Genomic DNA, 20,845 nt, shown 5'->3' with positions numbered 1-20,845 from the left:
TAACAAGGTTTGAATCAGCCAACTCCTTTGCTTCATCTTGTTTTAATACACACTCACTTCAAAAGACCTACTTAGTGGGAAATAAATTTCCTTTATTGCAAATATTTTTTGCAAGCCGTGTATTTATTCATCTGTTATCACCTGACAACAACGGTTAAGTTTTATCCCTTATCGGTCGTTGCTGAGGAAGATAATAGTCTTCCTGAGGTTAATAGCAGGTTAAGAAATGACAAATAATTGAATTAATTTGTCGATCGTAAAAACAGTGATACGGATGAAATAAAGAAAAGGTTCACTTTATAAAGGTACTAATATCAAGGAGTGTAGGCTGATTTATTTGGAGAGGGAATAATGGTAGCTATATAGTAGTAGACTTTATATCGACTCAAAGTCTCATCAGTTTTGTATTAATGTCTAATTTTTATAAACGGCTAAGTTCAATCAAATCAACTGTTTCAGCTGGTTTATCTCATTAACAATCATTAAAGTAAAAAATGAAAAACAAACAGGATTAATAGGTTTAGCCGTTGTATAAAAACATGTAAATAATGTTCAAAAACGGTTTGAGAATCATAACAACTATTAAATTAAAGCTTGTTAGGAGTACAAAAAACAAACAGAAATGCTCGTTATCCTGCACAATAAGTCACTAAACCGCACCATAAAACAGATCAATCATTAAGAGTCGGCATAAACAATTATCGATATTTTATGTTCAAGGTAGAGTTCTTAGGTATGTTTAAGAACGCATTTACTGGTGACCATACGACACCGTTAAATAAATCAGGTAAAAATGTAAATTATTGCAATATTAATTCAAAAAATAAGTGTTAGGAGAGAATAAAAAAGAGGGGAGTTTAAACTACTGTGTGGGCTATTTTAGCCTTATTATGCAATAAGGCTTTATTAGCTGTACCCATTAGTAAACGGTTTAACATTGCATTAAGTTAAGAGTAAGTTATAGAGGCTGATAGCGCTGGATAGGCTAACTAATAATGCACAGAGACCGACCATTAATGAGATGTAGCGTTTTGTCCAAACCGCATTTTTGGTTGTGAGTTCAACATCGAAGGCGAACTTTTGATTACGAGTTAACGATAATATATATAAAGAAATGGTAAAACTGATCAAACTTATTCCACTAATAAAAATGTAACTATGTTCTTGGTTATAACTTAATTTCAGCACAAGCAGGGCGTTAATCAATACAACAAATACAGTCCTAAACCATGACAATGTGGTGCGTTGGGTTTGTAGGCCACTATCTCTTTCGCGAGGTTTCATATAAACAGTAGTAAATAAGCCATGACGAATGAAATGATAAACATGATCAAGCTGATCACATTTAATACCTTGGTATAAGGAAGTTCTGCTTCTTTCCTCATGGCTTTTTCATTTTGGCTCCAACGTCGATAAGCAAAATAAGCCAAACTCGCGGCAAAAATACTTAACAGCAGCACGATTATGTCTCGATACGCTTGTGGTGCCAAGTTAGGTGTTAGTTGATCAATCGCAACGGCAGAGGCTAAAAACGCCAACGCAGTACGTATCCAAGCTAAAAAAGTACGCTCGTTAGCGAGTGTGAAGCGGTAGTCTGGTGATTTCCCGCATTTTTTCCAAGCCATATAATACCCTTTTAAATCTATGTGATATTCATAATCTGTGTCAATAAGTTAATAACTGAAGATGTTAATGCGCAGTGCGCGGTGTTTATATTCTTGTCCTTAAGAATAAAATGAAACACGACTGCGCAATATCGTTTATAAAAATACTTCAGCTTCTGTTACTGCATATTGTTTAGAATCTACCTCTTCAGCATCTATTATGGTCGGTTCTTCTTGCCCTATCGCTAACATCTGTTTGACTAACCTTTCTCTCATTACCTTAACAACCTGCTGGTGGCTTCTGTACCCTATAATATTATTCAATTCCCATGGATCAGCTTTAATGTCATACAGAAAGTCATCGATAAAGGTGTTATCGGGGAGTTGTCTAATACTGTATTTCCAGCGAGACGTTCTTACGCAACGACCTACATGAGACTCACTGATTTCCGCATAGATATGCTCTCTGAAATTATTGTCAGTTCGATTCACAAGCGGAAGAATAGATTGGCCACTCATGTCATCAGGTACAGGAATCCCACAAGCATCTAATAAAGTAGGAGGAACATCCACCAAGCTAATGTTATTGGGAAGGCGCCCGCCGTGACTAAATTGTGCTCCAGACCATACCATTGGTATTTTTAAAGAAGAGTCATGACATGAGCGTTTATATTCGGTATTTCGTGTTTTGAAATGACAACCGTGATCACTAGTAAATAAAACAATGGTGTTTTCTAATATACCTAAACTTCTGAGGGCATCTTTTACTCTTCCGTAGGCTTCATCTATTCTTTTTACCATTCCATAATAACCCGGTAAATGTTGAGCAGAGGTACCGCCCAGCGCCCTTAAATCAGGTGGCGTCCAAGCATCAATATAACGTGATTGATAGCCTGTTGGAGCAGGGTAATCATCTCTTGTATTTTGCATGTGGGGTTCGAGTAATGACACCATCATAAAGAAGGGTTGATCTTTCTTTTTATCAATGTGTCTAATTGCTAAGTCGATGGTTGCATCGACTCGGTAACCGGGCAACCTGACTTCTTTTCCTGTTTCATCAAATAATACAGTTTCATAGGCATCTGAAATAAACTCAAGAATATTAGCTGCACACCATGTTTTATATCCGCCTTGCGGTTCTTTAAACGGGGCGGTATCACAGGCATTAAGGTGCCATTTACCGAAGTAGGCAGTTTCGTAACCAGCATCGTTAAAATGATGAGCAAGTGTTCGTTCAGTGGTTGGTAGCACATCATCATTTGTATTGCAGTTAATCTCTGATGAGTATTTTCCGGTTTGTAAAGCAGCTCGTGCGGGTAAACATACAGGTTGTGGCGTGAATGCATTTTCACAGTGCGTCCCTGTCATCGCATCATAATCAATGTTTGGAGTGAGATTTAATGGGTTACCGTGAACACCTAATGTGTCTGCTCGTTGTTGGTCAGTAAAAAAGATCAAAACATTTTTTTTATTTTTAGCCATTTTATCACTCCTTATTTAAATTAGATTTTGTTTTGGGATAGTATTCCCTATATTTTAAATATGGACAATACTACTGCGTGGTTCATGTGATCAAGTTCTCGATTGATATTATTTTGTAACTATATATTAAATAAATTTGATCTTAATCGCACTATTATTTTAATTAAAGCTTAATATTTAACGAGTTTGAAGCAGTTTGTTAACAATTTGACTGCAAGTTATTAACAATTATACTTAAAAGTAGTTAGTTAGTTATTATTACATTTCAATGAAGTTATATGGACAATAATATTAAGGAGTGCACGATGAAGCAATGTATTAAGAAGATCACCACATTTATTTCGTTAGGGTTGTTTGCCTTTTCGGTTCAGGCTAAAGCTGATGATTGGCCACAAAAACCAATTACAACGGTTGTACCTTGGGCTGTAGGGGGACTAGCTGATCAAGTTAATCGAGCAATGGCCCAATTTGGTGCTGATGAGTTCGGCCAACCTATTATTCCAACTAATCGATTAGGTGCCGGTGGGGTGGTAGCGCTCACTGAATATCTTCGTGAAAGACCGAACACCACTAAAATAATTTATGGTAGTGAAGGTAATTTTTCAATTAGTCCAAAAACCAATAAAGTCGCTTATAAATGGGAAGACTTTACGCCTATTATGAATATTTATACTTCGTCTTTTGTATTAGTTGCTACTCCTGATTCTGGTATTAAATCCTTTGAAGATCTAAAAAATTACGGTGCTGAGAAAAAGGTGTTATTTGGTGTTAATGGCCTTAATGGTACTGAGTTTCTAATTATTTCTGCTTTGTTATCTGAAATGGGCATTGATTATGAAGCTGTTGGTTTTAATGGTGCAAATGAAGCGATGAACGCAACGATTGCGGGTGATGTTGTTCTCGCGGTAACGCATGCTTCATTAGCCAAAGAGTATGTTAAAGCTAACAAGTTGGAAGCGCTGGTCGTTTTTGATGAAAAACCCTTAAAAACAGATGTCTATGATTTACCTCCTGTGACTGAATATGGTTACGATACTTGGATAGTTAATCGGATGATGATGCTGACTCGTAAAGGTACCGATCCTACTTTAGTGAATAGTATTCGAGCACATTTTTTAAATATTCTAAATAATCCTGAGTTTATAGCGATTGCTGATAATTTAGGTGTGAATATCGATCCTGTTGATGGTGATGCATTAAATGAACATGTCATGACAACCATTGATAAAGTAGAACATTTTTGGGAAATGGCTAAAAAATAGTTAGAGGAGTGTAGAGATGAAAATGACGTCCAATATCTTAGGTGGCCTTTTATTTGTGGGGATATCTTTATTTATTCTATTAGTGATACCCGATCAGGTACAAGCGAGTAGTCAAGCAGGGATAAATGCACAATCCTTTCCTCGTTGGATCGCCACCTTGATGTTGGTCTGCAGTGTTTTCCTGCTCGTTAATGAAGTCAGACTGCAAAGAAAAAACGGCTCTGTTAACATCTCGGCGTTTAATGTTGATTTTAAAAAAGAAATTAGAGCCGTTTTATTTATTGTATTGATTGTCGCTTATGCATTGGCGACTCCCTTTATTGGTTTTTTGTTTGCTTCCATGGCGTTTAGCGCGCTGGCATTACTCTTCTTCAACATTACTAATATTAAATTTTATATATTCTTAATTGTTTGTTGTGTGGTTGTGCATTACGTTTTTAAATTTTTATTGCTCGTGCAACTGCCTTAGGGAGTTAAGATGGATAATTTATTTATAGAAGGCTTTATCGCTTTTTTCACCGTTTCAAGCTTTGTTTATCTTAATCTTGGGTTGTTATTGGGATTAGTGTTTGGCTCTATTCCTGGTTTAACGGTGATGCTGTGTTTAGTTTTGTTTATGCCGTTCACTTATACGATGGATGCTATTGCTTCATTTATGTTTTTGTTGGGGATCTATTGTTCAGGCAGTTATGGCGGTTCAATTTCTGCGATATTAATAAAAACACCGGGTACGCCTCATGCTGCGGCCACTATGCTAGATGGTTACCCTTTAGCACGTTCAGGCAAACCTAAAAAAGCATTGTTAACAGCGCTGTATGCTTCTGGTTTCGGGGGAATATTTAGTGCATTAGTATTGTTATTTGCAGCCCCATTAGTGGCTAAAATAGCACTTAATTTTGGACCTCCAGAGTATTTCATTTTATGTGTTTTTGGTTTGCTTATTATCTCGGGGGTCAGTAGTGGTAATTTACTCAAAGGCATTATTGCTGGTTGTTTAGGTTTATTATTATCTACCGTTGGTATGGATAGTATTAGTGGCGTATTTAGGTTTACCTTTGATGACTTTAACCTTTATGGTGGGTTAAATTTAGTGATTGTTCTGATTGGTTTATTTGCTATATCTGAAACCATTTCCAATGCAAGTAAGTACAGTAAAACGGTTAAATATGCATCGATAAAAACAGATGACAATAAAGATGATGTATTACCATTAAAAGAGTTCTTTAGCTCTTACCTCACGCTCTTACGTTCATCTGTTATTGGTACTGTGATAGGTTGTATACCGGGAACAGGTGCCTCGATGGCTTCATTTTTAAGTTACGATACCGCAAGAAGAAACTCTAAAAATAAAGCCGCCTTTGGCAAAGGATCTGAAGAGGGGATTGCGGCGGCTGAGTCTGCCAATAATGCAGTTACAGGCGCAACGTTGATTCCTTTGTTAACACTGGGAATCCCGGGAGATGCTGCTGTTGCTATCTTATTGGGAACACTCATGATTAATGGACTCACACCAGGGCCTAATTTATTTCAGGAGCATGGAGTAGAAGTTTATGCGGTGATGATTGGTTTGATTGTTATTAATATATTTATGCTAATACAAGGGCGTTTATTGATGCCTTTCTTTGCCAAGATCACTAAAGTTGATTTCTCTCTATTAACACCTTTAATCGTGATATTTTGTTTTGCTGGTACCTTTTCAATCAACAATACGATGTACGATATCTTTGTAGCGATTATTTTTGGTGTTGTTGCTTATGTACTAATTAAACTTGATTTCTCGCCTATTCCTATTTTATTGGGGTTAGTGTTAGGTAATCTAACGGAAATGAATTTAAGAAGAACGGTGACAATGGCACAAGGAGACTGGTTTTTTGTTTTATCTAGACCTGCTTCTTTAGCGTTAATCGCCATATTTGTTTTACTTTTAGCTTGGTTTGCTTATTCTCGTTTACGTCAGAGAAGTTTGGCAAGTAAAACCGAGGAACAAATAGCATAAAACCTAATAGCCATTAACGGACATTAGTCATGCACATGATGCAATAGTAACGAGCTAATGGTATTGATTTAGTAATGGTTAGAATCTAAGAATGCTAATGCAAAGTATTAAAGAAAAAGGGCTAATTTAGTTAGCCGTTTTCTTTTTTGAATTGATTGGGGCTTAAGCCAACGAATCGTTTAAATACCCTAGAAAAGTATAACGGGTCACTGTATCCGACTAATTTTGAAATATCAGCGATTGAATCACCGGTATTAACGAGCATGTTTTTAGCACAAGATATACGCTGTTCATCTCGCCATTTTAGAATGCTGACATGGACTTGTGTTTTAAAAAGATTCATCAGCCTAGATTCAGATAAACCTACCTGTTCTGCCAAATATTCAATGCTGAAGTCTTTGTCTAAGTTACGAGACATTATATCGATCACTTCTAGTACGCGTTGGTCGTAACGTTCTCCGCAGATACTCGGTTGCAATGATTTACAGATAATAATTAATTTTTCTAACCCTGCATACGCTAGTTCTGTACTTAATGGTAAATCACTTTTTATGTTTTTTTCAATACGAATAAAACAGCTATTAATGACATCAATGTCTTTTTGGTTAAGGATATGCGAGGTGTAAGTATCACCTATCATTTTATCCCATGACAACCACTGTTCCCAATGTGCTCTAGGTCTGAAGTAAACCCAGCGTCTTTCCCATGATTCAAATAGTGGATTGCGTGAATAATAATGAGGAACACCGGGCGGAATTAATAGAATGTCATTCTCTTCAACAACAAATGTTTCGCCTTCACAAACGATAACACCACTACCTTTTGTGGTGATGTTTAAGGTGAAACCTTTCATGCCATTAGGTCTATTAACTAAAAAGTCAGTTTCATTATCTAACTCGCTATAGGTTCGGCCTGACATTAAATCACTGCCAAATTCATAACCTGGTTTTGATGGGTCAGTTTCCACATTAAATCCTTCTTTTGATCAGTTACTAGTATACACTTTTACAACCTACAGCCGTTATTTGATAGATCTCAAATACATGTTTTTTCAAGGAGTTGTTTTACATTAAAACAAAAATAATAAAACGATACGTTTTTATTTTGCTAACCTTTATGTCGTTGAAATTATTTGCTATTGGCCATCTCTGAATAAGGGCTCAATTTTAATTTCGACCAGTCGCTTAATGTATTGATAGTTTGGTCGGGAGAAGGGGTTGTATAGGCTAATGCCGCAATTGAAAGTACCTTTACTAACGTTAAGCTTTTGTTTTTAAAATCAGCAAGTTTCAGTGCAGAACCAAATGAACGTTTGATGGTGACGTTACTTAAATCGACACTATAGAGTTCGTCTAATGTTAAGTGAATAACTCCTCCCAGAAAAACAAACCCACCGGAAAGCCAAGCAACGATCACTGTCTGTTCTGATGTTTGTGGAGCTAATCGCCATATAATTTGCGTTGTAAACAGTGCAATCAACAAAACAAATGACAATGAATGGCAGCTTCCTCTATGCACGGTTATTTTTTCAAAAATAGGTCTGACTAGGTATCGCATCAATGCGTACACCACGAGGGGTAACGCAATCAGTTCAAGTAAACTCAATTGTTGAAACTCTACAAAGCTGATCATGTCACTGCTCACGTACCGGAGGACGATTAAAACCGCACTGAATGCAAACAGATTGAAGATGATATCCAATGATGTGGAATTGTCTGAGTCTATATCGGGTAATAACCCGCCAATGGTGCCTAAAAACCATAGACCAAGTGCGGTATTGAGATTGATATGTTCGGCTGATAAAAGCGTTGCTGCTGCAAGGCCGGTTGCCACTGCTGCGACATTAAAATGCGTATTAAAATTTGCCATTATTTTCTTCTGTAAAATATTTTAAGCGCATTCTAACAACTGTGGTCACGTTTAAAAATGAATATTTATACTTAAATAACTGAATCTTAAACGCTTAAACTTTAATAAGGTTGTGTTACTTTTGTTCAATGCTGTTATTTTTAAAGCCAACCTTTAACAAACTAGTTTGACTGAAATGAATCCTGTTAAAACTAGCCTGATAAAGCTAGCTTGGTAACGCTCACTTCGATTTAAGCCGTTAATTTTTGAAGTGTGAGGAATATTTGTTATAAAGTCCGTATTCTTTTCTACTCTTTTAAATATTCTTTTCACTTTACTATGGGAAGCCTGAAGCTAAATGACGTTATCGCTATTTGAAGATGAACCGCCTATTGACCTGATTAATAGTGATGGGGTTGTGACCTGTTGGCAGCAATTGTTAACGGAAGATGAAGCTTCTGCGTTATTTGATGAGTTATTAAATGCCGCCATTTGGCGACAAGAATCAATCACTGTTTATGAACAACGTCATTTACAACCCCGTTTGACGGCTTGGTATGGTGACTATGGTGTGAGTGCTGATGGTGGTTATCAGAAGTTATATCAAACGGTGGAGTTTACTGCGCGTTTGTTGTCATTAAAAAGCCAGATAGAAGCCGTGACCAGTTATCGTTTTAATTGTGTATTGGCAAATTTGTATCGCGATGGACAAGATTCGGTGGGGTACCATGCTGATAATGAAAAAATATTAGGGGAAAACCCTGTGATTGCTTCTTATAGCTTGGGAGCGACACGTCGGTTTTTATTAAAACATAATCAAGATAAGTTACAAAAGGTGGCCTGTGAGCTGCAACATAATAGTTTGTTATTAATGCATGGCGAGCTACAGCATCATTGGCAACATTGCATTACTAAAACTCAACGCAATGTTGCACCACGCATTAATTTAACCTTTAGGCTGATTAAACCACTTTAGCAGCTATTAGTAGATGCAATCAGGCTAGTGCCTTTTAAATTCAATGTAAAAAGTGTTATCAGATAATGACTAAAGCGATCAATGTTTCATTGCTTAAGCTGCTATTTGATAACACTCTTTACTCGCATGTTTCGCTTTACGGTTAAATGAACCTTTGCCTTTTTTCGCTTGAACGACTCTCATACTAAAAATCTTACTGGTCACTAATGCGCCCATTGCTGAGTGATTAATGGTGCCACGACCAAGCTCGGTTTGTTTTTGTGTTTTTGCTGAGGTTTGGTTTGCATCTAGGCTTGATGCCTGTGCTTTTAACCCTTTGTTACGTTTTGCCATTAGTTGTCTTCTCCTTTGAAGTGCGGCGATGTAGTACTTTTACGCTCAGTGATATTAATTGCAATAGTAAAATTAACAATATTTATTATTTGCTTCAATCGTGCTGAGATAAAAGGGCTGTAGTGGCTCATTTTAATGGCCTGATGATGCTAACAACTATTATTGTTAAGTAGTTAGTTTATTCTTGAGTGGTTAATTTATTGGTTATGTTGCTCAAAGCCTCTTTGATGGAGAGGTAAAAAAAGAAAACATGCTAGCAAGCAGTGCCTGATAACATGTTTTAATTGGATGGCTTTTTCTATTTATTGCGTTAACAATTTAACTAGCACGTTAGGTGTGCTGATTGAACAATAAATTAGTGGCCTGCTACTGCTTGAACAGCGGGTTTAATATAAAAGCCTAATATTTCATATTGGAAGTACCAAACGGTTACTGAAGTAAAGTAACCAACGAGGATCGTCCAAGAGTATTTCATGTGTGCACCAAAGGTATAAACGCCTTTTAGTTTACCCATTACACCAACACCTGCCGCAGAGCCAAAAGAGATCAGACTGCCACCGACGCCAGCGGTTAATGTTACTAGCATCCATTGTGCTAATGGAATATCGGGTGATGATTTTAATACTGCTGACATGACTGGTACGTTATCAACAATGGCTGATAAAAAACCGACACCTACATTGACGTACATAGGATCAAACATAGTATATAGTTTCGCGGCATGGGATAAGAAACCTGCAAAGTGAAGTGCGCCAACGGCTGCCAGAATACCAAAGAAAAAGAGTAGCGTGTCATTTTCTACTTTGGAAACAGACTTATAAATTTGAATATCATTATTATGGTATTTTTTTAGTGTGTATGCATAAAGCTGTAATAATGAAAGGCCAAATAACATGCCCCACATCGGTGGTAAATGCATCAATTGTTTTCCTAATACCGCTGCTGCAATGGTGAAAATGCCAAGGCCAACAATTACTTTACCACCCTTGTGAATTTTAACGGGTTCAGCACCTTCGATTTTGGCAGGACGACCCTCAGGCACAAAGCGAGAAAGCAAGAAAGCGGTAATAGCCCAACCAGTAATAGATGCAGGAAAGAGGAATAAGAAGTCAATGAATGAACCTTTGCCTGCTGACCATGCCATTAAGGTTGTAATATCACCAAATGGTGACCATGCACCGCCTGCATTAGCTGCAACAACGATATTGATAGCCGCTGGAACTAGAAAGGCTTTGTTATCTTTTTCTATGGTAATCAATACGGTTGAGAGAATAAGGGCGGTTGTTAAGTTATCGGCTACTGGTGATATAAAGAAGGCTAAAAAGCCGGTTGCCCAGAACAGTTTTTGATAGCCAAAACCAGATTTGAGCAGTTTTTCTTTTAATGCATCAAATACATTTCTTTCAATCAGTGCTTCGATGAAGGTCATCGCTACAAATAAGAAGAAGAAGATCTCTGCAATTTCTAATATCAAATGTGCAATTTCAGTATCAAATGCTCTGAAATCGAGTCCGTTAAATGCGTAGTACCCACCGAGTAACATAAACATGAATGTGCCGGTGAACAGTGCGGGTTTTGCTTTGTTTATATGATACTTTTCTTCGGCTGCAATAAAGTAATATCCTACGACGAAGATGGTTAATAATAGCCAACCAAATGGTCTAACCGCTAAATCAACGGCATGAACTACGCCCTCTACGCCTTCTATTTTTGTTGTCATTTTATCTCCTTTAAATAGTGCAAGCACTCATCAATTTTTATTATTATCTGGACAAATTTTGAGAAAGGTTTTTTACGTTATTAATCTGAAGCTTAAAAGTTTAATCACTTTTGTGTTTAAAACCTTATCTTCGGTCAATTTATTGTTCATTTGTATGATGATTTAGGAAATAACTATTTTATAAAAGTGGTTATGCTTGCTGAAATTTGCTGAGTTTTTGCTTATGGTCTTTTTTGGATCAGTGTCGATAAGCAATGGTTGATAAAAGCTGGCGTGGTTTATTAATTTTTGCAAAATCATAGATATAGGCTTTTTTATTATTAAAAAGAGTTTGTAAAATGTGATCTACGTTATATATTATTGATAACTCGGACTGTTATTTAAGGCCCATCATGGACTCGATTCTTATCATCATCGCTATCTCATTAGCGATCGCTAGTATTATTAATATTGTGCTGACTAAATTCGCTATTTCACACATAGTGGGTTACATCATCACCGGAACAATTATCAGTAATATTTTTGATTTCAATGGTCATGCTGACCTTTCATCACTAGAGTTGATTGGTGAATTTGGTATCGTCTTTTTGATGTTTACCATTGGTTTGGAGATGTCTTTTTCTAAATTAAAGAAGTTGAGAAAAATCATTTTTTTGAATGGTTTTGTACAAGTCGTCGCCAGTTCTGCGATCATCTTTTTAATCGCTTTTTACTTGGTTAAACTTGATACCACTTCTGCCATTATCATTGCATTAGCTTTTAGTTTGTCATCCACTGCGATTGTGGTGACCTATCTTAAAAAATCCAAAGACATTGTTACTCCTTACGGCGAAAAGTCGGTGGCGATTTTAATCTTTCAAGACTTAGCGGTTATCCCTATTTTGTTATTGATTGGTTTTTTAGCAAAAGAAGGGCTGTCAGTAGGCGATGTGCTATTAAAAACCTCGGTTTATGCCTGTTTAGTGATTGCATTTATGTTTACTTTAGGCAAAAAAATAATTGAATGGCTATTACACTTTTCAAGCCGTGCTCGCATGGAAGAGATGTTTCTTGGCTCTGTATTAACCATTGTATTGGGCGCATCTCTGGTAGCGCATGAAATGGGATTTACTTACTCTTTAGGTGCTTTTATTGCGGGGATGATCATTGCGGAAAGTCATTTTCATGTGAAGGTTGAATCTGATATTGCTTCTTATAAAGATCTCTTATTAGGTGCCTTTTTCTTTTCGATTGGCACCAAAATAGATGTGATGTATTTTCTAACTCACTTGCATTTAGTGGCCGGCGTACTCGTTTCTGCGATGTTGGTTAAAGCCACTGTTGTGTATTTTTTGATAAGACAAGAATCGAACAAAAGTGATTCGATAAAGTCGGCATTAGCACTTTGTCAGGTTGGTGAATTCTCTTTTGCTATTTTTGCATTAGCCACTAGCCAAAACTTATTATCACAAGAACTGGGCGGTTTTCTTATTCTGGTTGCTGTATTGTCGATGATTATCACTCCCTTTATGGTCAACAATATCTATAAGTTGTCAGCTTTGTTTGTCACTGAGTTTTTCGAGGCAGATAAAATTACGCCGGTTACTATTGAGCAACATACGATTATTTGTGGTTTTGATACGTTAGGGCGAATTGTGGCTAAAGAGCTACATACTAAAAATCAACGTTTCTTGATTATTTCCGATAACTTACAGCATGTTTTAGTGGCGAGAAAAAGAGGCTACCAAGCGTATTTTGGTCATTTAGACAAACAACCTGTACTGGAATCGCTCAAGGTAGAACTGTCTTCTAGTATTATTTTGACGGTTAACTCGATCAGAAATATCAAGATTATTTGCGAATCCGTGTTGGAATATCACCCTCAAGCAAATTTGATTGTGAAGATTAACTCCTTAGATGACAAAGAAGAGTTATCGGATCTTGCTATTAGCTCATTTGTTCATGCACAACATGAAACTGCGATGTTGTTAGTAAAACAAAGTCAACAGACTAAAGAACTATCTTCGTCAATGGCCGCACAACAAGGTTAGTTGGCCACTTACCTATAGAGAGCGATTAGTTAGCTCTAAAAGGTATGGTGACTAGGTAAGCGATGGTTATTGATGTTGCTGAAAGGTACGGTTATCAGGTATCGCTGAAATGTATAGCTGAAAGGTATAGTAACTAGGTATAGCTACTAGGTATCGTAGAAATTATAGTTACAAGCAAGTTTACGCAATTCCATTTGCCGTAAACTAGTTTTTAGCTTGTTCTGGTTTGTGAGAAGGTTATTTACAACTTATTTTTGTACTAATAAATGTTTTGCAAGGTAATTTGCTACCGCTTCATCATCACATCGACCAATCACTTCTAGGTTTGGTAAAGCTTCTTTAACTTTATGGTGTGCCGTCTCCATGATTAAACCTTTACCTGCCATTGATAACATTTCAAAATCATTCATGCCATCACCAAACGCAATACAGTCCTTTAGTTCATAGCCTTTCATTTTAGCAATCGCTTGCAATGCATGACCTTTAGACACACCTTTATCCATAATTTCAAGACAGTTTGGAGAAGAGAAAGTGATATGCACTTTATCCGAAAATTTAGCATTTAGTTGCGTTTCTAGTAAGGCGAGTTTGTCGTGGTTTTTTTGCTCATGTTTGATGAATATTTTTGCAACGCCGTCTACAGGTGGGTTGTTGATATCAAATACTTTATAAGAAAAATGCGCTTCGTTGCTGGTATCGTAAAAATCTTCTCTACTCACTAACCAATCATCATTTCGATATAAGTTAGCTTGTAGTGTTTTATCCGCGGCCAATATTTTCATGATGCTTTGTATTGTATCTGCTGCAATGTTTTGTTGAAAGATGAGGGTGTTCTCACTGTCATGAACTCGTGCACCGTTAGAAGTGATCATAAAAGCTGGAATACCCACTTGCTCACGCATAGCTGCAACATCCACATGATGGCGGCCTGTCGCAAAAATAAAGGATTTGCCCTGTTGATGTAATTGAGTGAGGATCTGTTTGGTATAAGTGGTAATTTGGTGTTCTGATGTCAACAAGGTGCCATCGAGATCTGATGCAACAATTTGATACATATACATTCTCTATTTGATTGGTAAGTGATTAATATATTCAACCTTATTACCTCAAAATGCAACTTGCAAATCCCATCTGCTTTTCTTCCTATTCTATGAATGACGTTTCTTTATTTTCTGCGTTGGCATCACAATTTTGATTGTACTTTTCACCTGTTTTAATGACTGGTTTTAATTGCTTTGAGTTATTAATAATAGGGGAAGCCATTTCAATAAAGTGACCTATTGTAAGCGTTATAACGACTGATCTCGATGTATTTTTATGCGAATGTTTTTGATAATTATTTTAGAACTTATAGTTTTTTTAGCAGTCGATAGTTATGAAAGTTATTGTTTTATCAACTTAACCGTTGTGAGCTTTCGATTACTTTTCCACTTTTGGGTAGTTTTTCAATCAGTAAAAGTTAGCTTAATTTCTACTGTATTAGTTTTTATTACCTGTGAACATAAATTGGCTAAGTTGTCTGAAAGATAATTTTAATAAAATCATGAGCTTTTATATTTTATTTTGAAATTCACTAAGATTCTTATCTATTTAGCTGGTGGTTTTTGCAACCATCGCTAGTTAGTGACCTTTGGACCTAAATAGAGAGTACCTGTACGACCTAATTAGACAGTGCTTTTACCCATAACTTAAGAGTTTAAATATATGTCATTATTATATAAGTCTTCACGTTTTAAATTTTGGAAAAACCTGAGTGTAATGAGTTTTTTATTACCTAGTTTATCAATCTCAATCATTTCCTTAGCTGCGCAAGCAGACTCACCAAAAGAGGTGGATCCAGTGAAGCCACTTTACACAGTGAACGGTAAATTTGACCGTAACACTGTTGCAGATATCGCACGTAAATTAGCTAAAGCACCTTACAAAGAACCGGACCTTACTTTACCGACCAGTTTACAGGAGTTGAATTACGACGAATATCGAGATATTCGCTTTAATCCTACCTCTTCTATTTGGGCGAATACTGAGTTGCCATTTCAAATGCAACTTTTTCATCGTGGTTTTTACTTTAAAGAAACCGTTGAAATAGCGATTGTTGATGGTGGGGAATCAACTCATTTACGTTATGACCCTAGTCTATTTACAACTGGGGAAGTGATGCAAAAACCATTGCCAACGGGTGATATTGGTTTTGCGGGATTGCGTCTGCATTATCCGCTGAATAATGCTGACTACTTTGACGAATTGGCGGTGTTTCAGGGCGGTAGTTATTTCCGTTCTTTAGGTAAAGATCAAGCCTACGGATTATCATCTCGAGGTTTGGCGTTAAAAACAGCAGAGCCTGAAGGTGAAGAGTTTCCTAGTTTCCGTGCCTTTTGGATTGAAAAACCTTCCGCTGAGAGTACGTCGATTGTTGTGTATGCGCTGTTAGATAGCCCAAGTACAACAGGAGCCTATCGATTTACCATTCGTCCCGGTGACAATACTGTGATGGATATTGAAGCAACACTTTTCCCGCGCGTTGATTTAGATAAAGTAGGGCTAGCCGCCGAGACAAGTATGTTTATGTTCTCTTCTTACGGCCGAGCAAATGTTGATGATTTCCGTCCACGTGTGCATGATTCTGATGGGTTATTAATTATTAATGGCCGTGGTGAACGTTTATGGCGTCCGCTACGTAATCCCACTAACCTTCAAATTAGTGCTTTTGCAGATAACGCTCCGTTAGGGTTTGGACTCGTGCAACGCGACCGTGATTTCAAACACTTTCAGGATTTAGAAGCGCATTATGAACGTCGTCCAAGTTTGTGGGTAGAGCCCGTCGGTAATTGGGCGAAAGGAGCGGTAGTTTTGGTAGAAATTCCAACCGAGTCTGAAATCAATGACAATATTGTTGCTTATTGGTCGCCTACTGACATTATTCCTGCTGGGTCTGAGTATCAATTTTCCTATCGTTTATTTTGGGGAAAAAAGCCGACGGTTGAACAAGGCGAAGCCATCGTTGACTCTACAAAAAGTGGCCGCGCAGGCATTAATGGGCCAACACCCAAACGCTTATTTGTTATTGATTACACGTTCCCTAATCCCTCACATAATGATAATCAGCAAACGCCTAAAGCAGTTATTAAAAATTCAGCGGGTGTAGTTGATAATATCGTCGTGACTGAAAATCCTCATAATAGCGGTTACCGTGTTACTTTCGAATTAGATCCTTTGGATGTTGAATTGATTGAATTGAGATTAGATTTACAGTTTTCCGATGACCGTAAAGCGGAAACGTGGATGTATCAATGGACAAACTAAGCGCTGTAAAAGCTAGCCATGCTGCATCTAGCCTTGATCCGAAAATTGATGCGCATGTTCAATCCTGTGCATTTGATATTAAGCATGGCATGCCCGAGGAAAATATCGGGGATATGCCTGCTCAATCTTTAGCTGTATTTAATGCTGAGCATAAACACTCGCCAGTGAATCCAAATGGTTGCCGCTCTCACACATGGCGACGCTGGTTGGTATTAGGCTCTGCTTTATTGTTATCGGTGTGGGGCATTAATGAAATGCGCTCGGTACTGACAATTGAGCAGGTGACCTTTGTTCAGTACTTATTCCTATTGTTATTTGGTTTAACCTTTAGTTGGATCACCGTTGCTTTTACCGGTTCGATAGTGGGTTTCTTTTTAGTTGTTCGTCAGAGACGCGCGATCCCTACGCGTTTAACCGCGAAGTTAATGAACCGAACTGCGGTGTTAATGCCGACCTATAACGAAGCCCCCGAGCAAATATTTTCGTCCATTGAAGTGATGGCATCTGCTATTGGTAAGCTAGGAGAAGGCAACGCTTTTGATTGGTTTGTTATCAGTGATACTACCGATCCCGAAATTATTTTAGCCGAAGAGGCAGGGTTTCATTTACTACGTCAGCGTATGGGTAAAACGGTTAATGTTTATTATCGTCGTCGACCTAAAAACAGTGCCAGAAAAGCTGGGAATGTAGGCGATTTTTGTCGACGTTGGGGTAGTAATTACGACCATTTATTAGTCTTAGATGCTGATAGTTTAATGGAAGCTGATACCCTCATTGAGTTAGCGCGTCGTATGGAAGCGGATCCTGATACTGGATTAATTCAAACTATCCCACAGTTAATTAATGGCACTACGTTAATGGCGAGATTACAGCAGTTTGCAACCTGCGTGTATGGCCCCGTTGTTGGAACTGGCCTTGCATGGTGGACGGATAAAGAAGGTAATTTTTGGGGACATAATGCGATTATTCGTCGTGAAGCGTTTATGTCTGCGGCAGGGTTACCTGACCTTAAAGGACCACCTCCTTTTGGTGGTCATATTCTTAGCCATGACTTTGTAGAAGCAGCTTTAATTCGACGTGCTGGTTGGAGTGTGATTATTGCGTCGGATCTTGGTGGATCTTATGAAGAATGTCCTCCTTCTATGACTGATCTTGCTATTCGAGACCGTCGATGGTGTCAGGGCAATTTACAGCATAGCCGTGTTATTACTGCTAAAGGTTTGCATTGGGTGAGTCGTATGCACTTGCTGACTGGGGTGATGTCTTATTTAGCTTCGCCATTATGGTTGTTATTGATCATGGTGGGGTTAGGGCTTTCTTTACAAGCTGAATATATTCGACCTGAGTATTTTGCGAATGAATTTTCATTCTTTCCATCATGGCCAACCATGGATGCTGCGCGCGCGTTGACCTTGTTTATTTTCACAATGGTTATTTTATTTACCCCTAAAACGTTGGGTTTTATTTCATACCTCATTGATACAAAATCACGAAAACGTGCGGGTGGTTTTATTGTCTTAACGCTTAGTTTTATGCTTGAAGTGATCATGTCTGCTTTGATCGCACCGATTATGATGTTGATTCATAGTGGTGCCGTTATGTCGATTTTGATTGGACAAGATTCAGGTTGGAATCCCCAACGTCGTGGCGATGGTAGTTTGCCGATTAAGTACCTAATCTACAGGCATCGTTGGCATATGACGTTTGGTGTGTTTTTAACCGTGGCTGCTTATTTCAATTCTTTAGCGTTATTAGCGTGGTTGTCGCCCGCGATTGCTGGCATGTTGTTATCAGTACCTTTATCTATGTTGACTGGTTCTTGGAGATTAGGTGCAGTGCTCAAAAAAATGCATTTGCTACGTACTCCTGATGAAACTCAAAGGCCGGCTATTCGTCAATCTATGGATGAGACTGTGCTTATTTATCAGGACACGATTAAGGCCAGCCCTGACTTAGTAGAATTAGTCAGCGATCCACATTGGTACGCATTGCATTTAGCGTTTATTGACCGTGTTCCAGCGCGTCCTCTTGGACAAGTCAATGCTGTTGAAGCAACCGCAACCATGAAGATTAATGAAGCAACAACGATCAGTGAAGCGGTTAGTTATTTAACTAAACAAGAGCAAGCTCTTGTACTCGCAACTCCTGAGTTATTCAAAGCCTTATCTCGTTTATCTGCTCAATAAAACTAGTGCATGCGCAGGGGCATTATTACGGACATCATTATGTAAAATTATGGACAGCTAACAAAGTTATTCCGTTAGCTGTCCAATGTTAGTGTCTGAGCGGGTGTGCTAGTTAAAGTTTCTATATTAACTATCTATATTAACTACCTATGTCAACTATCTATATTAACTACCTATGCCCAATATCTATGCGATTATCTCTGCTAAATATGTAATCTTAAGTTCTGGTTTACTTCTTCGATTAACGAGTTCGGTACTTCATTCTCGACTGCTAATGCTTTCCATGTTGAGACTATTTCAATTGTTTCATCGATCACTTCGTTGATTCTTGTTTTAGTAAAAATAGGGCTGAGGCGTTCAAATTGATAGAAGTCTTCACGGTTAAAGTTTTCACGTTTACCTGCCAAACTCATCCAGTGACTATTTACCCATTTATTACCGGGCTTGAAGCTGTATGCAATATCGTAAGCTGGTGATAATGCCCATTTCTCTTGTTCATTTAATATAAAGGCGAAGTTCTTAGCGTGATCATCATGGTTTCTTGCGACCACATTAAACACCATGCGTTTAAATATCTGCATCGCTTCTACTTGGCTTAATCTTAATTGACGCGCGATACCTATTAACTCTTCATAGGAAAATGAGCCGGGTTGTTTATAACTGACATGGGCGAGACCATTGAGGGTTTGTGTATGAACTTTTTGATTACTAATCCTATCAAATCGTTGTGTAATGAAATGTCGCCTTGCACCTTCATTTAATAAATGACACTCGGTCATCGTAATTCCACAACGACGGGCCATTAAATAATAAACATACTCCATGGCACCAAAACCCATTGGGTCACCGAACGTTTCATTATTTTTATTGTGTTCACTAACACCGTCAAACTTCATTAAATAATGTTTAAAACCTGCTGGTACTTGGGTTTGCCCTGATCTTACTTGGGTGAAGTTTTCATTAAAAGCCAACACCGCTTTAGGGCGTGCGCCACCTGCACTCATACCCACAGACATGAGCGCTAACATGGCCTCCTTATCCTGTTGATCTGGGTGTTTTAGTTGTGTACTAAAGTTGCCTCTTTCGGTTAGTATTTCTTGTGCGACGGAGACTAATGATTGTATTTCTATTTTATTGGATGCGTTGAATTTTTTAACTTGAGTCGCAGGGGAATAAGTTAATGCGCCCATGCCGCGTTTGCCTGTATATTGCAGCCTTTCAAGTGGCGAGATACTTTCTGGTGTGCGACCTTGACTTGCAACCCATGCATTAAGCACTGAGTTACCAAAGTCATCGGGTAATGAATCTGCTATTAATCCGGGCAAACCTTTAAAGGTCGGTTTATCCAGTCCTGGGAAGCTATAGATATTTTTTGATAAGGGCATTTTAAGCGGTGACAGCTCAATACCTGTGCGAATAAAACTGGCATTATATTCAAAAGCACCCAAACCTGTTTCGGTGTTAAAGCTGAGTGCTCCGACTTCATGATCTTTATATTTAACACTGACTGCTTCTACCATTCGAGTTCACTCTCTGCTTTTTTGTTGCTTAGTTTATCCGATTCAAGTGACTTTTTGGACGCACGTTTACGTTCAGTCCCTTTCATTTTTGCAATTTGGATTGGTGAAGCGGGTTGTTCTGGCAGAAAGAGTGCAAGCTGATCTAACAAACCGAGGCCTTGCATGACAGCAATCATTGTCTCTAGTTTGGTTCGGCCTGCTTCTACATTCACAATGGTATTTTTAGATAATCCCACCATTAAAGCGAGTGCTTCCTGTGAAAGGTTTGCATTCAATCGGGCTTGTTTGAGGCGTCTACCTAATGTTTCAGCGATGGCTCTTGGGCTATCATTACTATTCATGCATCCTCCGTTTTTATTAATAGTACACCACTTAATTATAATTTAAAGTCTATTATTACCATTAAAGTAGTCATTAATCTCGTTATTTGACATTAACTACTATTTTATTGGTTGTTATGGTTGTTGGTGTTTAATGTGGCGTGTGTTAAATACCATTAAAGCGGTGTTTATAGGTATAAATGACCAATAACAACCAGACTTGTGGTTGTTGAATGGTTTGTTGTTAATGTTGTTAATGTTGTTA

17 protein-coding genes are annotated in these 20,845 nt (G+C 37.9%); 7 read left to right on the top strand and 10 right to left on the bottom strand.

The window, feature by feature from the left end:
- Positions 1 to 942 precede the first annotated feature (942 nt).
- The 3 genes from H5084_RS20060 to H5084_RS18185 form a co-directional block, all read right to left on the bottom strand.
- Positions 943 to 1,284, bottom strand: a complete 342-nt coding sequence (locus tag H5084_RS20060; RefSeq protein WP_182692080.1) for a DUF202 domain-containing protein — start codon at positions 1,282 to 1,284, stop codon at positions 943 to 945.
- Complete coding sequence (locus tag H5084_RS18190; RefSeq protein ID WP_028870367.1) at positions 1,281 to 1,625, bottom strand: YidH family protein; 345 nt, start codon at positions 1,623 to 1,625, stop codon at positions 1,281 to 1,283. Before H5084_RS18190 ends, H5084_RS20060 begins: the two co-directional genes overlap by 4 nt.
- 135 nt (positions 1,626 to 1,760) lie before the next feature.
- Positions 1,761 to 3,086, bottom strand: coding sequence for a sulfatase-like hydrolase/transferase (locus H5084_RS18185; protein WP_182692079.1), 1,326 nt, complete (start codon positions 3,084 to 3,086; stop codon positions 1,761 to 1,763).
- Between the two features lie 305 nt (positions 3,087 to 3,391).
- Between H5084_RS18185 and H5084_RS18180 the strand changes: the two genes are divergently transcribed.
- From H5084_RS18180 to H5084_RS18170, 3 genes are read left to right on the top strand one after another with little or no spacing between them, the layout of a single operon-like run.
- Entirely contained in the window at positions 3,392 to 4,348 is a 957-nt protein-coding gene (locus H5084_RS18180) for a tripartite tricarboxylate transporter substrate binding protein (RefSeq protein ID WP_182692078.1), read from the top strand.
- Between the two features lie 16 nt (positions 4,349 to 4,364).
- The gene (locus tag H5084_RS18175) at positions 4,365 to 4,817 is read left to right on the top strand and encodes a tripartite tricarboxylate transporter TctB family protein (RefSeq protein WP_182692077.1); all 453 of its coding nucleotides are present in this window, start codon (positions 4,365 to 4,367) and stop codon (positions 4,815 to 4,817) included.
- Positions 4,818 to 4,826: 9 nt separating this feature from the next.
- Positions 4,827 to 6,344 carry a tripartite tricarboxylate transporter permease gene (locus tag H5084_RS18170; RefSeq protein ID WP_182692076.1) on the top strand — a complete coding sequence of 506 codons (1,518 nt, stop codon included), beginning with the start codon at positions 4,827 to 4,829 and terminating at the stop codon, positions 6,342 to 6,344.
- 130 nt (positions 6,345 to 6,474) lie between these two features.
- Here the strand turns inward: H5084_RS18170 and araC are convergent, their stop codons facing one another.
- The gene (gene araC, locus H5084_RS18165; RefSeq protein ID WP_028870362.1) at positions 6,475 to 7,311 is read right to left on the bottom strand and encodes an arabinose operon transcriptional regulator AraC; all 837 of its coding nucleotides are present in this window, start codon (positions 7,309 to 7,311) and stop codon (positions 6,475 to 6,477) included.
- A 161-nt stretch (positions 7,312 to 7,472) separates the two neighbouring features.
- Positions 7,473 to 8,213 carry a metal-dependent hydrolase gene (locus H5084_RS18160; RefSeq protein WP_182692075.1) on the bottom strand — a complete coding sequence of 247 codons (741 nt, stop codon included), beginning with the start codon at positions 8,211 to 8,213 and terminating at the stop codon, positions 7,473 to 7,475.
- A gap of 337 nt (positions 8,214 to 8,550) precedes the next feature.
- Here H5084_RS18160 and H5084_RS18155 point away from each other — a divergent pair, with 337 nt between their 5' ends.
- Positions 8,551 to 9,168 (top strand): alpha-ketoglutarate-dependent dioxygenase AlkB, encoded by a 618-nt coding sequence (locus H5084_RS18155; RefSeq protein ID WP_182692074.1) that lies wholly within the window; start codon positions 8,551 to 8,553, stop codon positions 9,166 to 9,168.
- Positions 9,169 to 9,261: 93 nt separating this feature from the next.
- Here the strand turns inward: H5084_RS18155 and arfA are convergent, their stop codons facing one another.
- Positions 9,262 to 9,501, bottom strand: coding sequence for a ribosome alternative rescue factor ArfA (gene arfA, locus H5084_RS18150; protein ID WP_182692073.1), 240 nt, complete (start codon positions 9,499 to 9,501; stop codon positions 9,262 to 9,264).
- A 355-nt stretch (positions 9,502 to 9,856) separates the two neighbouring features.
- Positions 9,857 to 11,221: a sodium:proton antiporter NhaD gene (nhaD, locus tag H5084_RS18145; protein ID WP_182692072.1), complete on the bottom strand. Its 1,365-nt coding sequence runs from the start codon at positions 11,219 to 11,221 to the stop codon at positions 9,857 to 9,859.
- A gap of 392 nt (positions 11,222 to 11,613) precedes the next feature.
- On the opposite strand from nhaD, the gene H5084_RS18140 reads away from it, so the two are divergent.
- A complete protein-coding gene (locus tag H5084_RS18140) occupies positions 11,614 to 13,251 on the top strand; it encodes a cation:proton antiporter (protein WP_182692071.1) in 1,638 nt (545 codons plus the stop codon).
- A 248-nt stretch (positions 13,252 to 13,499) separates the two neighbouring features.
- On the opposite strand, the gene H5084_RS18135 is transcribed toward H5084_RS18140, so the two are convergent.
- On the bottom strand, positions 13,500 to 14,306 hold the full coding sequence (locus H5084_RS18135) for a Cof-type HAD-IIB family hydrolase (RefSeq protein WP_182692070.1): 807 nt from the start codon (positions 14,304 to 14,306) through the stop codon (positions 13,500 to 13,502).
- A 649-nt stretch (positions 14,307 to 14,955) separates the two neighbouring features.
- On the opposite strand from H5084_RS18135, the gene H5084_RS18130 reads away from it, so the two are divergent.
- Positions 14,956 to 16,554, top strand: a complete 1,599-nt coding sequence (locus H5084_RS18130) for a glucan biosynthesis protein (protein ID WP_051369291.1) — start codon at positions 14,956 to 14,958, stop codon at positions 16,552 to 16,554.
- A complete protein-coding gene (gene mdoH / locus H5084_RS18125) occupies positions 16,542 to 18,740 on the top strand; it encodes a glucans biosynthesis glucosyltransferase MdoH (protein ID WP_220486013.1) in 2,199 nt (732 codons plus the stop codon). The genes H5084_RS18130 and mdoH overlap by 13 nt, the downstream gene beginning before the upstream one ends.
- Before the next feature lie 203 nt (positions 18,741 to 18,943).
- Here the strand turns inward: mdoH and H5084_RS18120 are convergent, their stop codons facing one another.
- Both H5084_RS18120 and H5084_RS18115 read right to left on the bottom strand, forming a co-directional pair.
- The gene (locus H5084_RS18120) at positions 18,944 to 20,260 is read right to left on the bottom strand and encodes a type II toxin-antitoxin system HipA family toxin (protein WP_182692069.1); all 1,317 of its coding nucleotides are present in this window, start codon (positions 20,258 to 20,260) and stop codon (positions 18,944 to 18,946) included.
- Positions 20,254 to 20,601, bottom strand: a complete 348-nt coding sequence (locus H5084_RS18115; protein ID WP_182692068.1) for a helix-turn-helix transcriptional regulator — start codon at positions 20,599 to 20,601, stop codon at positions 20,254 to 20,256. Before H5084_RS18115 ends, H5084_RS18120 begins: the two co-directional genes overlap by 7 nt.
- Positions 20,602 to 20,845 lie beyond the last annotated feature (244 nt).

The organism is Psychromonas sp. SR45-3 (assembly GCF_014163575.1).
Lineage (GTDB): Bacteria > Pseudomonadota > Gammaproteobacteria > Enterobacterales > Psychromonadaceae > Psychromonas > Psychromonas arctica.
The sequence above is the reverse complement of the archived record's forward strand: the minus strand, read 5'-3'. Positions and strand labels throughout refer to the sequence as shown.

Excerpts from the sequence above, each read along its gene's own strand:
- H5084_RS20060 (WP_182692080.1), bottom strand. The coding sequence starts at position 1,284 with ATGAAACCTCGCGAAAGAGATAGTGGCCTACAAACCCAACGCACCACA.
- H5084_RS18190 (WP_028870367.1), bottom strand. The coding sequence starts at position 1,625 with ATGGCTTGGAAAAAATGCGGGAAATCACCAGACTACCGCTTCACACTC.
- H5084_RS18185 (WP_182692079.1), bottom strand. The coding sequence starts at position 3,086 with ATGGCTAAAAATAAAAAAAATGTTTTGATCTTTTTTACTGACCAACAA.
- H5084_RS18180 (WP_182692078.1), top strand. The coding sequence starts at position 3,392 with ATGAAGCAATGTATTAAGAAGATCACCACATTTATTTCGTTAGGGTTG.
- H5084_RS18175 (WP_182692077.1), top strand. The coding sequence starts at position 4,365 with ATGAAAATGACGTCCAATATCTTAGGTGGCCTTTTATTTGTGGGGATA.
- H5084_RS18170 (WP_182692076.1), top strand. The coding sequence starts at position 4,827 with ATGGATAATTTATTTATAGAAGGCTTTATCGCTTTTTTCACCGTTTCA.
- H5084_RS18160 (WP_182692075.1), bottom strand. The coding sequence starts at position 8,213 with ATGGCAAATTTTAATACGCATTTTAATGTCGCAGCAGTGGCAACCGGC.
- H5084_RS18155 (WP_182692074.1), top strand. The coding sequence starts at position 8,551 with ATGACGTTATCGCTATTTGAAGATGAACCGCCTATTGACCTGATTAAT.
- arfA (WP_182692073.1), bottom strand. The coding sequence starts at position 9,501 with ATGGCAAAACGTAACAAAGGGTTAAAAGCACAGGCATCAAGCCTAGAT.
- nhaD (WP_182692072.1), bottom strand. The coding sequence starts at position 11,221 with ATGACAACAAAAATAGAAGGCGTAGAGGGCGTAGTTCATGCCGTTGAT.
- H5084_RS18140 (WP_182692071.1), top strand. The coding sequence starts at position 11,614 with ATGGACTCGATTCTTATCATCATCGCTATCTCATTAGCGATCGCTAGT.
- H5084_RS18135 (WP_182692070.1), bottom strand. The coding sequence starts at position 14,306 with ATGTATCAAATTGTTGCATCAGATCTCGATGGCACCTTGTTGACATCA.
- H5084_RS18130 (WP_051369291.1), top strand. The coding sequence starts at position 14,956 with ATGTCATTATTATATAAGTCTTCACGTTTTAAATTTTGGAAAAACCTG.
- mdoH (WP_220486013.1), top strand. The coding sequence starts at position 16,542 with ATGGACAAACTAAGCGCTGTAAAAGCTAGCCATGCTGCATCTAGCCTT.
- H5084_RS18120 (WP_182692069.1), bottom strand. The coding sequence starts at position 20,260 with ATGGTAGAAGCAGTCAGTGTTAAATATAAAGATCATGAAGTCGGAGCA.
- H5084_RS18115 (WP_182692068.1), bottom strand. The coding sequence starts at position 20,601 with ATGAATAGTAATGATAGCCCAAGAGCCATCGCTGAAACATTAGGTAGA.